Raw genomic sequence first — 16,114 nt, 5'->3', positions numbered from 1 at the left:
ATGACGTCAAACGAAAGCGGCCGTTTCCGGCGCCTTGGCGAGGAAGACAGGCCGAGGCTCGTCTTTTCGATCGACGGCCAGCCGGCTGAAGGCTGCAAGGGCGACACGCTGCTGGTGGCGATGCTCACGCAGATCCGTCATTTGCGAAGTTCCGAGTTCGGCGATCGCGATCGTGCCGGCTTTTGTCTGATGGGCGCCTGCCAGGATTGCTGGCTATGGACCGACACAGGCGAGCGCTTGCGCGCCTGCACCACGTCGCTTGCCGCAGGCATGCGCATTGCCACCAAAGCTCCGGAGCAGGCATGGCCGAGCCTCGCATAGCGCCCGATCCTCGCATAGTGATTGTCGGCGCCGGTCCAGCGGGCGTACGTGCCACCGAGACGCTGGTTACATCAGGCGTTCGGCCGATCGTGATCGACGAAGGCGGCCGTGACGGTGGCCAGATCTACCGCCGCCAGCCGGAGGGTTTTCGCCGCTCCTACGCCTCGCTCTACGGATCGGAAGCCGGCCGTGCCGAGGATCTGCACCGCAGCTTCGACGCCTTGCGCGATCGCATCGACTATCGACCCGAGACGCTCGCCTGGGGGATATGGGAAAAGCAGCTGCATCTCCTTCAGGGGCCCCGGACCAGTGCGGTCGATTTCGATGCGCTGATCATCGCCTCGGGGGCAACCGACCGCCTGATGCCGGTGCGGGGCTGGAACCGGGCCGGTGTCTACAGCCTGGGCGCCGCGCAGATTGCGTTGAAGTCACAGGCCGCCGTGATCGGCAGGCGCGTCGTGTTCATGGGAAGTGGACCGCTGCTCTATCTCGTGGCGGCACAATATTCGAAGGCCGGCGCCGAAGTGGCCGCGGTGCTCGATACCTCGCCTTTCCGCCTGCGGGTCAAGGCACTGCCCAAGCTGATCGCCCGCCCGGACGTCCTGCTGAAGGGACTTGCCCTCACCATGAAGCTTCGCCGTGCCGGCATCGAGATCGAAACCGGCATCACGCCGGTCGAGATCGAAGGCCGGCCTGAGATTGGCGTCGAGACGATCCGCTTCCGCACCGGCACAGGGCAGGTCAGGGCGATTGCCTGCGACGCCGTCGCGCTCGGCTATCATTTGCGTCCGGAGACGCAACTGGCGGACCTTGCCCGTTGTGAGTTCCGTTTCGATGCGCAGACACGCCAGTTCTTTCCGGTAAAGGACGTCGACGGCCGCAGCAGCGTGGCGGGTGTCTATTTGGCCGGCGATGGCGCCATGACACTCGGAGCCGACGCGGCCGAGGCCGCGGGGCGTCTGACCGCGCTCGCGGTGCTGTCCGATTTGGGACGCCCGGTCGCGTCGCGCGATGTCGCCCGCCTTCGCCGCCGCCTGCGTATTTTCGAGCGGTTTCGGGGTGGCATCGCCGCTGCTTTTCCATGGCCTGCCGCAGCAGCCGCCGCTCTCAGCGAAGACACTGTGGTCTGCCGCTGCGAAAACATCACCGCCGGTGAACTGCGTGCCGCCGTCTCCGATAATGGCGCTGTCGAGGTCAATCGCGCCAAGGCCTTCAGCCGTGTCGGCATGGGCCGATGCCAGGGCCGCTATTGCGGACATGCCGCGGCCGAAGTGATCGCCGCTTGTGCCGGCATCCCGGTTGAAGCGGTTGGCCGCATCCGTGGCCAGGCGCCGGTGAAGCCCCTCGTCATCGGTGCCGAGAGCGACACGGAGCAGGCAGCATGAAGCCGCTGCAGGCCGATGTGATTGTTATTGGCGGCGGCCTGATGGGAACCGCCGCGTCGTTCTTCCTGCGCCGGCGTGGGCGTTCGGTCACCTTGCTCGAACGGGGACTGCTCGGCCAGCAGGCGAGCGGGGTCAATTTTGGCAATGTGCGGCGGCAGGGACGCTTTCTGCCGCAGCTCCCCCTGGCCAATCGTTCTCGCGAAATCTGGGGCAGACTGAAGGAATTGCTTGGCGAAGACGCCGAGTTCCTGGCGACCGGCCATATCCGCGTCTGTTACGATCCCAGGCAGATCGGAGTGATCGAAGCCTATGCGCAAAAGGCGCGCGACTATGGCCTCGACCTGGAACTGTTGAGCGCCAACGAGCTCAGGGCGCGCTTCGGCTTTTTCGGACCTGAGGCGATTGCCGGCTCCTATTCGCCGAATGACGGCCACGCGAATCCGCGGCTTGCGGCACCCGCCTTCGGGCGCGCTGCCGCTCGAGCCGGCGTTGCCGTGTTCGAGAACACCGAGATCATCTCGATCGCCAAGCCAGGCGATGATTTCCAGGCGATCGCAACGGACGGGAGGATATTCAGCGCGCCGATTGCGCTGGTTACCGCCGGAGCCTGGGGTGGGGCCCTGTCACAGCAGTTCGAAGAGCCGGTTCCCATCGCCGTGCACGGGCCGCAAATGGCGGTGACGGAACCTTTGCCCTACCGTCTCAGACCGGTGATCGGCGTATCGACTGCAATTCCGCAAGAGGTCGTCTATCTGCGGCAGGTCGAACGCGGCAATGTCGTCTTCGGCGGCGGCACGCGCGGCCCGGCCTTTGCCGACATAAGGCGCGCCTATGCGGTGCCGGGTCATCTCGGCAACCAGCTTCGGCAGATCCGGCGCCTGGTGCCGGCGCTCGCCAACATGCGGGTCATCCGCACCTGGAGCGGCATCGAGAGCTACTTGCCTGACGATATTCCCATCATGGGGCCTAGCGCTCGGGTGTCCGGGCTCTATTACGCCTTCGGTTTTTGCGGCCATGGCTTCCAGCTCGGCCCAGGGGTCGGTGACGTCATGGCCGAACTGATCGACCGGGGCTCCACCACGACACCGATCGAGCCATTCCACATCAAGCGGTTTGCGGCCGAGGCCGCTCGCCTGGTTTCAACCTGAATCCATCAAGGAGAAAATCGAGATGTCAGTTGTATCCGCCGTCCGCCCGGCCACCGGGCAAGCCAGCGAAGAGACGCGACGCTTCCACGACGAAATATTCGTCTTCGACGCGCTGTCCATCGCGTATGTGCTGGAGGACAAATATGCCGAACGGACCCTGGCCGGCGGGGTCAACGCGACCAATGTCACCTTCGCCCTGGAGGAGAATTGGGATGTCGTGATGCGCAATGCGGAGCGCTATCTCTCGATGATCGAGAAGAGCGCCTGCCTGAAACTCTGCCTGACGGCCGACGACATGCTGGCGGCGAAGCGGGCCGGCAAGCTTGGCGTCGTTTTCGGCACCCAAGGCGCGACCATGCTGGACGATCAGCTTTGGCGGCTGGAACTGCTGACCAGGATGGGGCTTCGCGTGCTCGGCCTTGCCTACACGACAGCCAATATCTTCGGCGACGGATGCGGCGAAAGGCGCGATGCCGGCCTCAGCTATCTTGGCGAGGAACTGGTGGCGTTGGCAAACACCCTGCCGTTGATGATCGACCTTTCGCATTGCGGCCATCGTACGCGCGCCGAGACCACTGCACTGGCCCGGGCGCCGGTCTGTACGCATTCTAATGCCGACGGGCTGCGGTCGAACGGCCGCAACACCGAGGACAGGACGGTCAAGGCGATGGCCGAGAAAGGCGGCATGATCGGCGTCTGCGGCTTGCCGCAATCGCTGGCGGATGGAACGCCGACGCTGGATGATTTCCTCGATCACGTCGATCATCTGGTCCGGCTGGTCGGCCCCGAGCATGTCGGCATCGGGGTGGACTATGTCGAGAAGTACCAAGAGCAGGCGTCGGTCATCGCACCGCCGAGCGTCGTCACCTGGCGCACCCGCCGCCCCGACATTTTCGGGCCGCTTTCGAGCTTTGGCCGGCAGTCCTACCCGGTCGGCATCGAGACGGTCACCAAGCTGCCGAACCTGACGCAGGGCCTTCTCGACCGCGGCTACGGTCGCGAACAGACGGCGGCGATCATAGGCGGCAACTGGCTGAAAACCTTTCGCCACTTTTGCGGATGATCGCGGGACAAGCCGCCCTGCGCGGGGTACCGCGACATAGCGGCGAGCGATGTCAGTTGTGCGTGACTGCCGACTGAAGCAGGGGTTGCAGCGCGTCGACATCTTCCATCATTTGCGATCTCAACCAATTGGCGATTTCCGCCACGACGGGTCGAAGGGGCCTCGAACGCGGAGCGATCAGACGGTGGTGACGCCCCGTGTTGATGAGGCGATCCGATGCTGGAACCAGTATCCCTTTCAGCAGTGCGGTCGAGGTGACACTGAGCCAGCCAAGCGCGACACCTTCGCCGTTGAGAGCCGCCTGAAGGATGACCGCGTAGTCGGAGAACTCCAGCCACGTTCCCTTGGCAGTCTTGCGGTTCGCCACGTTTCCCCACACGTCGGCCCATTGCTGCAGACGGTGATCGGTAAGATGCAAGAAGACGTGGCCGTCGCCGTCGCCATCGTGATCAAGCTTGCCGTGGGCGCGAAGGTAGGAAGGACTGCATACCGGAAGGATGATTTCCGGTGAAAAGTCCCACCGGTGATACTGAGTATCATCGTCGCCAACGATCCGCGTTCCCAGGTCGACATTGTCCGGCATCCCACGCATGACGCCCGCAATCAAATCAAAGCGCAGATCCACGTTCGGAAACGTGGCGTTGAAAGCCCCTAACCTCGATACCAGCCAATGGGTGACGAATGAACTTGAGAGTGACAAGGTAACCAGTGGTTTGCTGGCTTTCTTCTGGTCCTGGATTATCAAAATGGTGTCACGAATCTGGCTGAGTCCCTCACGGACAGAGGCGTAGAGCACCCGGCCGTCATCTGTAAGCGTAAGCCCGGTCGGGCCACGATCGAACAGCCGCATTCCCAGCTCGGCTTCGAACTGGGCGATGGTTCGGCTGACGGAAGGCTGGGTTACATTGAACTCACCGGCAGTGACAGTGAAGCTGCCGGTTCGTGCCGCGGCCTCGAAAACAAACAGGCCTCTCGCGGAGGGGATGAGTTTGGACAATGCCACCATGCGATCACTGTTGTCCCAAGTTGCAACGTCTTCAGGCCAGCATACGATCGGGGGCGTATTTGAAGGGTGAGGGTCTCGCGCCCGATCTTGACCCCGCGGTTAGAGTTTTTGATGCCCGGCCCCGAACTGTTCATCCAGAGGGCATACGTTTTTTATATGCCTTTACACAAATCATATAACCAAAAATTGAAACGGAATGGTGCAATCCGCCGCTGTTTGCTTGCTGAACTCTGCAGCGCGTAAGAGGTGACCGGAGAACCATGGTCATAACCACAGCGTATGCCACCATGTGGTTTTTCAAGCTTCTGAACCGCTCGGAAATGTACAACCATGATTGAAGCGGCAGTGTTCGAGCGGCTCGCAGCCCGCGCTCGAACAGCCCGGTACGTGATGTGCCGGCCCAGGCGGGGCAAGCCGTGGATGCAGGACGATGCGAATGAACCAGCTCACGGAAGGCCAGACCTCGGGGACAAGCGGCGACCCGCTTCTCAGACCGTTCCGGATCAAGAAGCTTGAGTTCCGCAACCGCGTGATCAGCACCAGCCACGCCTCGATGCTGGACGAAGGCGGGATGCCGCTGGAAAGATATCAACGCTACCACGAAGAGAAAGCGCGCGGCGGTCTCGCCATGACGATGATCGGCGGCTCGGCAATGACCTCTCCGGACTCGAGCTGGGGCGGCGGGCAGCTTAATCTGTCCAGCGACGAGATCATCCCGCATCTGCAGTGCCTGGCGCGACGCATCCATCAACATGGTGCGGCCGTGATGTCCCAGGTCTCGCATCTGGGCAGGCGGGCAACGGCATATGCGGGGAACTGGCTGCCCGCGGTTGCCCCGTCACGGATCCGCGAGGCGCGCAACCGAAACTTTCCAAAGGAAATGGATGAGGCAGATATCAGGCGCATCATCAGGGATTACGCCTCTGCCGCTGTCCGGTGCCGTGAGGGCGGCCTCGATGGTGTCGAAACCGTAACGGGTGGCCATCTGATCGGTCAGTTTCTCTCGCCGAGGACGAACAAGCGCACCGACGCCTATGGCGGCTCTGTCGAGAACAGGGCGCGATTTGGCCTGATGGTTCACGAGGCGATCCGCAAGGCTGTCGGCGACGGCATGATTGTCGGCATTCGGTTCGCGATCGACGAGGGCACCGACGATGGCTCGGACTTCGACGACTGTCTCGAGCTTGCCCGTCTGTTCGAGACGGAAGGGCACGTTGATTTCTTCAACTGCATCTACGGGCGCATGGATACGGATCTGGTGTTGGCCGAGCACAACATGCCGGGCATGTTTCAGCGCAGTGCCCCGTTCCTGTCGCAAGTCGCGCGCTTCAGGAAGGAGACCAGACTTCCCCTGCTTCATGCGGCAGGCATCAGGGACGTGGCGACCGCTCGCCATGCGATCCGCGAGAACATCGTCGACCTGATAGGCATGACGCGGGCGCACATCGCCGACCCGGATATCGTCAACAAGATTCTGCGCGGTGAAGAAGAGCGGATCCGTCCATGCGTTGGCGCCACCTACTGCCTCTATAAGAAGGTGAACTGCATCCACAATCCAGTGAGCGGCCGAGAGACCACGCTGAGTTCCACGATCGATCGCGCCGCCAGCTCCAAAAGGATCGTTGTCGTGGGCGGTGGGCCGGCAGGCCTGGAGGCAGCCAGAGTCTCCGCCGAGCGAGGACATTTTGTCATCCTCTTCGAGGCGGGGGCGAAACTTGGAGGGCAGATCCTGGTTGCCGCGTCCGCGACCGAGCGAAGGGATCTGCTCGGTATCGTGGACTGGCGGGCAACCGAGCTTGAGCGCCTCGGTGTCGATGTTCGTCTGAACGCATATGCCGACGCCGATACCGTGCTTGCTGAAGGTCCAGACGTCATTGTGGTGGCAACTGGCGGTGTTCCCGATATGGAATGGCTGGAAGGGGCCGAACTCTGCGACAGTGTTTGGGACCTGCTGACCGGTACGGCATCCAGCAAGGACGATATCCTCATCTATGATGGCACCGGGCGCCAGGCGGCCCCGTCCTGTGCTCTCCAGCTTGCTGGGCAAGGGAAGTCGGTCAGTCTCGCGACCCCTGATGACGCCGTGGCGGTGGAGATGCCTTATCCCGAAAAGGCCAGCTTCCGTAAACGCATCTCGGAACTCGGCATTCGGACGATGGTGGACATCAGGCTGACCAAGGTGGCCCGCCAGGGCAACGGCCTGACAGCAATCTTCCGCAACGAGTTGACGGACACGGAAACGACCTTTGCCGTCTCGCAGGTAGTCATCGAAAATGGGACCATTCCGGCGGAAGAAATTTACCAGGAGCTGAGGTCCAGGTCTGCAAACGATGGGGTGCCCGACGCGTTCTTTGTCAATGATAATCAGGGTGATTTTGTAGAAGAACATCAGGTGGGAAAGTTTAAGCTATATCGTATTGGCGATGCGGTCTCCAGTCGGGATATATATTCCTCGATCTATGACGCTTATCGATTGTGTGCGGAAATTTAAGCTTAAATCGTGCTTACAGTTGCTGGAACTTCCGGCGAAAATTGGAGCGAAAAATGTCAAAATCATCGGGTTTTCACGACGATCTTGGCTCGGTCGACGGCGACAGACCGGCTGAGAACATCCTCGCCGCTTCGGCGGTGATCGTTGGGCGGCATCGGGGCAAGTCTGCGCCGCGCAATATTGCGACTTCGCCGCCAGTTCAGAATTCTCTGCCGTGAAAGCCAGTCTCTTCAGCCATTCAAACCGTCCGGATGCCATAAGCTCGGAAAAATGGCAGCCCCTCGGAAAAAGGCGCATGCACGTGAAAAAAGACTTCAGAGTGCTGACCTTCGATGTCGTCGGGACGTTGATAGATTTCGAAACGGGCATCGCCAGCTATGTGCGGGATGTCGCCGAAAAGGCAGGACTATCCGTCGATGGCGAAACGGTTCTGACCGCCTATCGCAAGGCGCGCGCCAAGCCGGATGCCGGCCTGTTTCCGGACGATCTCGCCCGCTGCTACCTCGAAATTGCTCGGGCGCTCGGCCTGCCGGCTACGGATGAGGCGGCGCAAGGCTTGCGCCAATCCGTGAAGCACTGGCCGGCCTTCGCGGATTCGGTCGAGGCGCTTGCCCGCTTGCACAAGCGGTTCAAGCTGGTCGCCATGACCAACGCCCAAAACTGGGCGTTGGCGCATTTTTCACAAACACTTGGCAATCCGTTCGACCTCACCGTCACGGTGGACGATGTCGGCCTGGAAAAGCCGGACCCACAATTCTTCGCCTTCGCCCGTGGCCGCATCAGCGCCTGGGGCTTCGGCCTGAAGGACATTCTGCATGTGGCGCAGAGCCAGTATCACGATATCGGCGTGGCGCGCGAGCTTGGCTACACCGTCTGCTGGATCGAGCGCCGCAAGGGCATGAAGGGATTTGGCGGCACGCTCGAACCTGCCAGGCTAACGGTGCCCGACCACCATTTCTCGACACTTGCCGAACTGGCCGACGCGGTCGACGAGGACCGCCTGGATCGCGTCGCCTGAATACGCCTGCGATACCCGCGTCCGCTCAGACAGTGGCGCCAAGATCATAACAAGACCAAAGAAACCAACAGGGGAACAGGAATGGAATGATGGGAAGACAGCCACACTGAATGTCATCGCCTGAGGTGCCTTCGGGCGCTTGAAAATGAACCAGAATGGTCTCCGGTGCGCGCCAAGCCTGGCCGGCCGGCTCAACGAAAGGCTGACACGATGAAACCCTATTTTGACAAGATTTTGCGCCCGGTCGACACCGCCCGGATCGAAAGCGCCATCCGCCACGGTGCCACAAGGCGCGAGCTTCTCGGCATGCTTCTGGCTGGCGGAATGGGCGCCGCGCTGGCCGGCACGGTGCTGGGCTCTGCCACCAAGGCCTATGCCGACACACCGAAGAAAGGCGGCAGCATGCGCGCCGCCGGTTATTCGAGCGGCACCACCGACACACTCGATCCGGCCAAGTCATCGCTTTCCACCGACTATGTTCGCTGCACCAGCTTCTACAACGGCCTTACCAGCCTCGACGACAAGCTCTCGCCGCAAATGGACCTGGCTGAGAGCTTCGACACCAACGATTCCGTCACCTGGACCGTAAAGCTGCGCAAGAGCGTGACTTTCCATGACGGTTCGACCTTCGGTCCGGACGACGTCGTCTATTCGCTCAACCGGCATAAGGACCCGGCCGTAGGGTCGAAGGCCAAGTCGCTCGCCGACCAGATCGGCGAGGTCAAGAAGTCAGGCGACAATGAGGTCACCATCGTTTTGACGGGGCCGAACGCCGATCTTCCCGTCATCCTCGGGACGTTCCATTTCCTGATCGTCAAGGCTGGCACAACCGACTTCACCACGGCCAACGGCACCGGCGCCTTCAAATGCAAGGAGTTCCAGCCTGGCGTGCATTCCATCGCCGTTCGTAACGAGAACTACTGGAAAGGAACCGGACCCTATCTCGACCAGGTCGAGTTCTTCGCCATTGCCGACGAGAATGCTCGCGTCAACGCCTTGCTCTCGGGCGACGTCGCGCTGATCGGCTCGGTCAATCCGCGGTCGACGCAGCTGATCAAGCAGGCCGGCGGTTTCGATCTCCTGACGACGACGGCGGGCAACTATACCGACCTGAACATGCGGCTCGACACCGCGCCGGGCAGTGATCCGAATTTCGTCGAGGCGATGAAGCTGCTGCTCGACCGTGAGCAGATCAAGACGGCGATCTACCGCGGCTACGCCGAGGTCGCCAACGACCAGCCGGTGCCGCCGACGAACCGCTTCTACAATGCCGACCTGCCGCAGCGCCCCTATGACCCCGAGAAGGCCAAGTCGCTGCTTGCCAAGTCGTCGCTGGCGGGCACAAGGATCCCGGTCGTTGCTTCGACGGCCGCCGACCAGTCCATCGACATGGCGGTGCTGCTGCAACAGTCCGCGTTCCAGATTGGCCTCGATCTCGATATCCAGAAGGTGCCTGCAGACGGCTACTGGTCGAATTACTGGCTTAAGGCGCCCATCTGTTTCGGCAATATCAATCCCCGCCCGACGGCCGATATCCTGTTCTCGCTGCTCTACACATCGAGCGCGCCCTGGAATGAATCGCATTGGAAGAGCGAGCGTTTCGACAAGATCCTTGTCGAGGCCCGCAAGGAACGCGACGACGCCAAGCGCAAGGAGATGTACGGCGAACTGCAGAAGATGGTGCACGAGGAGAGCGGCGTCGCGATCCCGGTCTTCATCAGCAACATCGACGCTCACAGCTCCAAGCTCAAGGGGCTGAAGCCGATGGCTACCGGTGGTATGATGGGCTTTGCGTTTTCGGAAAACGTCTGGCTCGAAGCTTGATGGTACCGACCTGGCGCGGGTGGCTCGCCACTCGCGCTTCGCCCGCATTCCGCTGGAGTTGCACGGCATGATAACGCGCATGATCCTGACCCGCCTCGGGGTGGCCCTGCTCACGCTGCTGATCGTTTCGGTGGTCGTCTTCGTGGCGACCAACATGCTGCCGGGCGATGTGGCGCAGATCGTTCTGGGTCAGGCCGCCACGCCTGAAGCGGTCGCCGGCCTGCGCAAGGCGATGCATCTCGATCAGCCGGCGGTGCTTCGCTATATTTTCTGGCTGGGTGGGATGATGACGGGGAATCCCGGCACGTCGCTGGTCAACGACATTCCGATCGTCACGCTGATCGGCGGCCGCCTTCACAATACCCTACTGCTTGCCGGCGTCACCGCCGCCTTTTCCGTTCCGATCGCCCTTACCTTGGGGATCACCGCGGCGATGTGGCGAAACACGCTCTACGATCGGCTTGTCAGTTTTGCCACGATCGCGGTCGTGTCGGTGCCGGAATTCATGGTCGCCACGATTGCGGTGCTGGTTTTCGCCGTGCACCTGCACTGGTTTCCAGCACTTTCCTTCGCAAACGACGTGCATTCGCTGGGTGAATTGCTGCGTGTCTTCGCTATGCCGGTCATCAGCCTGAGTTTCGTCGTCTCGGCACAGATGATCCGCATGACCCGCGCCGCATTGATCGACACGCTCGGCCAGCCATTCGTCGAGATGGCGACGCTCAAGGGCGCCGGCCGGGTTCGTGCGGTGCTGACGCACGCTCTGCCCAATGCGATCGGTCCGATCGCCAATGCCGTCGCGCTCAGCCTGTCCTATCTGCTTGGCGGCGTCATCATTGTCGAAACCATCTTCAACTACCCGGGCATCGCCAAGCTGATGGTGGACGGGGTGGCCACCCGCGACATGCCTCTCATTCAAACCTGCGCGATGATCTTCTGTTTCGGCTATCTCGCCCTCGTGACCGTAGCCGACATATGCGCGATCCTCGCCAACCCGCGTCTGCGATACAAATGACCAAGCACACCGATATCATTCCCGAGAGCCGGCGAACGACGTTTGGCGCAGGCGGCCTGACCATCTCCGCGGTCGGTGCGGTCTGCTTCTGCATCATACTGTTCTGGGTCGTGATTACGCTCGTCGGCCCATGGCTTGCGCCGTACCCGATCGGCAAGATCGTCAGCATGGACGTGTTCACCTCGCCGAGCCGCGATTATCCGCTCGGCACCGACTACCTTGGACGCGACATGCTGAGCCGCATCATTCTCGGGGCGCGATACACGGTCGGCGTCTCGATTGCGGCCGCCTTTATCGCCTGTACCATCGGCGTCGCACTAGGCATGATCAGCGCGGTCCTCGGCGGCTGGTTCGACACGATAGTCAGCCGCGGCATAGATGCACTGATTGCGATCCCGCACCTGATGTTCGGTCTCGTGATCATAGCGGCGATCGGCAGTTCGCTTCCGGTGCTGGTGGGAACGCTCGCCTTTCTCTATTTTCCCGGCTCTTTCCGCATAGCGCGTGCGCTCGCCGTCAACATCAACGAGCTCGACTTCGTGCAGGTCGCCAAGGCGCGTGGCGAAGGCTTCGTCTACACGGTTCGCGAAGAGATCCTGCCCAACATGATCGGGCCGGTGCTGGCGGATTTCGGCCTGCGCTTCGTCTTCATCGTGCTGTTGCTGAGCGGTCTCAGCTTTCTCGGTCTGGGCGTACAGCCGCCCAACGCCGACTGGGGAGCGCTGGTGCGCGAGAACGTATCCGGGCTGGCCTATGGGGCGCCTGCCGTGATCATGCCGTCGCTCGCCATCGCCTCGCTGACCATCAGCGTCAATCTAGCGATCGACAATCTTCCGCGCCGCCTGCGGGATCGCCTGCCATGAGCGAGCTCGTCGAAGTTAAGAACCTACGCGTCATCGCCCGTAGCGACAGCGGCCGCGAGACGCCGATCGTCCACGATATCAGCTTCACGGTCCCGCGCGGAACGGTCGTCGCGTTAATCGGTGAGTCCGGTTCCGGCAAAACGACGATTGCGCTTTCCCTGATGGGTTATGCCCGCAGCGGCTGCCGCATCACCGGCGGCTCGATCCGGATCGGCGAGCGTGAGATCCTGTCCCTGTCGGAAGCAGAAAAGGCCAAGATCCGCGGCCGCAATGTCAGCTATATTGCGCAAAGCGCGGCAGCCGCCTTCAACCCGGCGAGAACGATCATGTCGCAGGTTGTGGAAAGCGCGATGATCCACAAGCTGGCACCGCGAGCAGAAGCGGAAGCGAAGGCGGTGGAGCTGTTTCGCGCGCTGGCGTTGCCCGATCCCGAAGGGGTCGGGTCACGCTATCCGCACCAGGTGTCGGGCGGCCAGCTGCAGCGCCTGGCGGCGGCGATGGCGCTGATCGCTGAACCGGAGCTGGTGATCTTCGACGAACCGACGACGGCGCTCGACGTCACCACCCAGATCGAGGTTTTGCGCTCGTTCAAGTCGGTGATCCGCGAGCGCAACACCACCGGCGTCTATGTCTCCCACGACCTGGCGGTGGTGGCGCAGATCGCTGACCACATCGTCGTGCTGCGCGATGGCTCCATTCAGGAAAGCGCTCCGACCGGGCAGATTCTGACGGACGCCCAAAGTCCCTACACCCGCAGTCTGCTCGCCGCGGCCAATCCCGCCGTGCACGCCCAGGCCGCTCCGCCTGCCGAGATGACGCGGGAGCTGCCCTTGCTCGAGGTCGAGGGGCTGGTCGCCGGATACGGCAAGTCCCGTCCGGACGGCCTGCCGAATGTGACGGTGCTCAACGATGTCGGCCTCAGCCTGCAGCCGGGCACCAATCTCGGCGTCATCGGCGAGTCCGGCTGCGGCAAGAGCACATTGGCCCGCGTTATCGCCGGACTGCTTCCCGCTGCCGGCGGAACGGTGAAGTTCCGCGGCGAAACCCTGGCAGGATCCGTGGCGCAGCGCTCCAGGGATCAATTGCGCAACATCCAGATCGTCTTCCAGATGGCCGACACGGCCCTCAATCCGACCCGCTCGGTCGGGCAGATCCTGGGCCGGCCGCTGACCTTCTATCATAACGTGAACGGTGCCGAGCGCAGCCGCAGGGTGCGCCGGCTGCTCGACCTCGTGCATCTGCCGGCCAACATTGCCGAACGGCTTCCGGGCGAACTATCCGGCGGCCAGAAGCAGCGCGTCAACCTTGCCCGCGCGCTCGCTGCCGAGCCGGCGCTGATCCTGTGCGATGAGGTGACGTCAGCCCTCGACACCGTGGTCGCCGCGGCTATTCTCGATCTGCTGGCCGAGTTGCGAAAGGAGTTGAAGCTTTCCTATCTGTTCATCAGCCACGACCTGTCGACGGTGCGCGCGATCTGCGACGACGTGATGGTGCTTTATGCCGGGCGCAAGGTCGAAGCCGGCAGCCGCGCGGCAATGCGTGCGGCGCCGCTCCATCCCTATTCGGACCTTCTGGTGTCCTCGATCCCCGAATTGCGCACAGGCTGGCTGGACGGCCTCGGCAAAAAGGCTGCCTCGGCGGAAATGGGCGTCGCACCCGTCTTGGCGCGATCCGACCGCTGTCCCTTCGTGCCACGATGCCCGGTCAGGAAGCTCGGAGTTTGCGACGTGCTGGCGCCGCCCATTCGTCACCTGTCGAAGGGAAGCGAAATCCTTTGCCATCTGGAGGAGCGGGAATTGTTGGCAATGGGCGTGGGCGCCTAGCTCGTCAGAACTCCGCCACCTTGCCCCAGGCGGACGCATCGAGCCGCTCCGGGCGATAGGGCATGGGATCGACCACAGGAGTCGAGCCGGTTGCCAGATCGGCGATCAGGTGGCCCGCGCCAGGACCGATACCGAAGCCGTGACCGCTGAAGCCGGCCGCCAGGATGAAGCCCGGCAGCCCCTCGACCTCGCCGATGGCGGGAACGCCGTCCGGCGTGCTGTCGATATAGCCGGCCCAACTGGCCGCGACTGGCACATTTTGCAGCGTCGGCAGCAACGCGCAGGCGCGCCGGTGTGTTTCCCGGATCAATCCCCGGTCGGGGCGCGGGTCCAGAATGCGGTTGTGCTCCATCGGCGTCGGCGCATCGAGCCGCCAGCGGGCCAGCCTCTCGTGTCCCGATTGCCATCCCTGCAAGGTGCCGGGAGCAAGGCTGCGCCAGCGCCGGGCGAACATCGGTACGAATTCGCGGGCGAAACGCAGCTGCTGCAGCGTCGGATCAAGGCTGCCGCGGCCGCTGATAGCCAGCGTGTGGCCGCCGTCGCCGCGGCGGGTGACCGAGATCTCGGCAGTGTGCAGCGCATCCGGCAGCCCCGAAGGTCCGGGTGCGAGCGAAAGGATCGAAGAGCGGACGGAGGCTTGCGGAAAGCGTACGCCGAGCTGGCGACAGAACGAAGAGGCCCATGCGCCCGCCGACAGCACCACTGTCCTGGTACGGATTGTGCCCGCCTCGGTGATCACCGCGCTGACCCGGCCCGCTTCGGTCTCGATGCCGCGCGCGGCGCACATCTGATGGACACTTCCGCCGGCCTTCAGGACGCCACGCGCCACTATGGGTGCTGCGCGGGAGGGGTCGGCGGTTCCGTCGGAAGGTGAAAAGACGCCGCCCTTCCAGCGTTGGCCGGTGGCTTTTCCATGCTCGCTTGCCTCGTCGGGGCTGAGCATATGCGTGGTCACGCCGACGCCGTGGGCGAAATCACGCCAGCGGGCCCAGCGGGCTATCTCGGCCTCGTCGTTGCTGAGGTAGAGGAGCCCGCAACGGCGAAAGCCCGGATCTTCGCCGATTTCGCTGGCAAGCTGCTCCCAGAGTGCGAGGCTTGCCGTGGCCATCGGCAGTTCCCGGGCGTCGCGGTTCTGCTGCCGGCACCAGCCCCAGTTTCGGCTGGACTGTTCGGCGCCGATCCGGCCCTTTTCCAGCAAGGCCACCTGCAAGCCGCGCCGGGCGAGATAATATGCCGCGAAGGCGCCGACGATCCCGCCACCGATCACGACGACATCGGCCGCCGCCGGCAAGGTTGGCGTGGTCTCGATATGCAGAAGCGGGGAGGGCATGCGAAATCTCCGGCAGCGGCGACCACTCTACTGCTCCGGGCGAGGCGACGATTGCCACAGATCGACGGGCCGCAGCATTTCCTTTGGTCAAGAGCTCTGCCAGCGGGGGATTCTGCTACCGCATATCGAGCAAAAGCGCGCGGCAGGCCGACGAAATGCATAGAACGAAGACCTCAGGACATCGTACAAATCCGTTCAAACGCGCGCTTGGGTGCAGGTTTCCTGGAATTGCCGAAAGCGGCAGCGGGTGTTTGTCCTTGCTCCTGCTCGGCTTCGGCATAATATGCTTCGATCAGATCCGCCGGCGCCGTGCCGAGCCTTTGCCTTGGACCGTGCATGAAACTCGATCGGATCGACATCAAGATCCTCTACGAACTGCAGAAGAACGGCCGCATCACCAATGTGGAATTGGCGGAGCTGGTCAATCTCTCGCCCAGCCCCTGCCTGATGCGGGTGAAGAAGCTGCAGGCCGAAGGCTATATCGTCCGCTATTCCGCCCAGATAGACATCGCAAAACTGGGGCAGACGCTCACCGTCTTCACCGAGGTGACGCTGAGGAACCACCGCCAGATCGACTTCGCGCGCTTCCTCGCCGCTGTTGAAAAGGTGGATTCGGTGGTCGAATGCCACCTCGTTTCCGGCGGTTACGACTATCTGCTGAAATTCGTCACCGCCGGGATTGCCGAATATCAGGCGATCATGGAGCGGCTTACGGACATGGATATCGGCATCGACAAGTACTTCAGCTTCGTCGTGCTGAAGTCGCCGATCGTCAAAAATTACATGCCGCTCAAGAGCCTGTTTCCGCTGTAGCAGGCCATGCAGTG

The 16,114-nt window shown here is 62.6% G+C and carries 14 protein-coding genes; 12 read left to right on the top strand and 2 right to left on the bottom strand.

What is annotated here, in order from left to right; all coding sequences use genetic code 11:
- Genes NKJ08_RS10600 through NKJ08_RS10585 form a run of 4 tightly spaced genes read left to right on the top strand, consistent with a single transcriptional unit; the run spans window position 1 to window position 3,917 of the window.
- A complete protein-coding gene (locus tag NKJ08_RS10600; RefSeq protein WP_352781716.1) occupies window positions 1-321 on the top strand; it encodes a (2Fe-2S)-binding protein in 321 nt (106 codons plus the stop codon).
- Window positions 303-1,706, top strand: coding sequence for an FAD/NAD(P)-dependent oxidoreductase (locus NKJ08_RS10595; protein WP_352781715.1), 1,404 nt, complete (start codon window positions 303-305; stop codon window positions 1,704-1,706). The genes NKJ08_RS10600 and NKJ08_RS10595 overlap by 19 nt, the downstream gene beginning before the upstream one ends.
- Complete coding sequence (locus tag NKJ08_RS10590) at window positions 1,703-2,854, top strand: NAD(P)/FAD-dependent oxidoreductase (RefSeq protein WP_352530237.1); 1,152 nt, start codon at window positions 1,703-1,705, stop codon at window positions 2,852-2,854. Before NKJ08_RS10595 ends, NKJ08_RS10590 begins: the two co-directional genes overlap by 4 nt.
- Window positions 2,855-2,876: 22 nt before the next feature.
- Window positions 2,877-3,917 carry a membrane dipeptidase gene (locus NKJ08_RS10585; RefSeq protein ID WP_352530239.1) on the top strand — a complete coding sequence of 347 codons (1,041 nt, stop codon included), beginning with the start codon at window positions 2,877-2,879 and terminating at the stop codon, window positions 3,915-3,917.
- A gap of 52 nt (window positions 3,918-3,969) precedes the next feature.
- On the opposite strand, the gene NKJ08_RS10580 is transcribed toward NKJ08_RS10585, so the two are convergent.
- Entirely contained in the window at window positions 3,970-4,923 is a 954-nt protein-coding gene (locus NKJ08_RS10580) for a LysR substrate-binding domain-containing protein (protein ID WP_352530241.1), read from the bottom strand.
- Window positions 4,924-5,359: 436 nt separating this feature from the next.
- Here NKJ08_RS10580 and NKJ08_RS10575 point away from each other — a divergent pair, with 436 nt between their 5' ends.
- From NKJ08_RS10575 to NKJ08_RS10545, 7 genes are all read left to right on the top strand, one after another.
- Window positions 5,360-7,414, top strand: a complete 2,055-nt coding sequence (locus NKJ08_RS10575) for an oxidoreductase (RefSeq protein WP_352530243.1) — start codon at window positions 5,360-5,362, stop codon at window positions 7,412-7,414.
- Window positions 7,415-7,467: 53 nt separating this feature from the next.
- Window positions 7,468-7,632, top strand: coding sequence for a hypothetical protein (locus NKJ08_RS10570; RefSeq protein WP_352530245.1), 165 nt, complete (start codon window positions 7,468-7,470; stop codon window positions 7,630-7,632).
- 77 nt (window positions 7,633-7,709) lie between these two features.
- The gene (locus tag NKJ08_RS10565) at window positions 7,710-8,432 is read left to right on the top strand and encodes an HAD-IA family hydrolase (protein WP_352530247.1); all 723 of its coding nucleotides are present in this window, start codon (window positions 7,710-7,712) and stop codon (window positions 8,430-8,432) included.
- A 210-nt stretch (window positions 8,433-8,642) separates the two neighbouring features.
- Window positions 8,643-10,256, top strand: coding sequence for an ABC transporter substrate-binding protein (locus tag NKJ08_RS10560; protein ID WP_352781714.1), 1,614 nt, complete (start codon window positions 8,643-8,645; stop codon window positions 10,254-10,256).
- 67 nt (window positions 10,257-10,323) lie between these two features.
- The gene (locus NKJ08_RS10555) at window positions 10,324-11,271 is read left to right on the top strand and encodes an ABC transporter permease (protein WP_352530251.1); all 948 of its coding nucleotides are present in this window, start codon (window positions 10,324-10,326) and stop codon (window positions 11,269-11,271) included.
- Window positions 11,268-12,134: an ABC transporter permease gene (locus NKJ08_RS10550; protein WP_352530253.1), complete on the top strand. Its 867-nt coding sequence runs from the start codon at window positions 11,268-11,270 to the stop codon at window positions 12,132-12,134. Before NKJ08_RS10555 ends, NKJ08_RS10550 begins: the two co-directional genes overlap by 4 nt.
- Window positions 12,131-13,957, top strand: a complete 1,827-nt coding sequence (locus NKJ08_RS10545; protein ID WP_352530255.1) for an ABC transporter ATP-binding protein — start codon at window positions 12,131-12,133, stop codon at window positions 13,955-13,957. The genes NKJ08_RS10550 and NKJ08_RS10545 overlap by 4 nt, the downstream gene beginning before the upstream one ends.
- 4 nt (window positions 13,958-13,961) lie before the next feature.
- Here NKJ08_RS10545 and NKJ08_RS10540 read toward each other — a convergent pair whose 3' ends face one another.
- Window positions 13,962-15,287, bottom strand: a complete 1,326-nt coding sequence (locus tag NKJ08_RS10540; RefSeq protein WP_352530257.1) for an NAD(P)/FAD-dependent oxidoreductase — start codon at window positions 15,285-15,287, stop codon at window positions 13,962-13,964.
- A 336-nt stretch (window positions 15,288-15,623) separates the two neighbouring features.
- Here NKJ08_RS10540 and NKJ08_RS10535 point away from each other — a divergent pair, with 336 nt between their 5' ends.
- Window positions 15,624-16,100: an Lrp/AsnC family transcriptional regulator gene (locus NKJ08_RS10535; RefSeq protein ID WP_111548027.1), complete on the top strand. Its 477-nt coding sequence runs from the start codon at window positions 15,624-15,626 to the stop codon at window positions 16,098-16,100.
- Window positions 16,101-16,114: the final 14 nt, after the last annotated feature.

The organism is Mesorhizobium sp. M0244, assembly GCF_040321795.1.
GTDB lineage: Bacteria > Pseudomonadota > Alphaproteobacteria > Rhizobiales > Rhizobiaceae > Mesorhizobium.
This window is presented reverse-complemented; position numbering and strand designations above follow the sequence as displayed.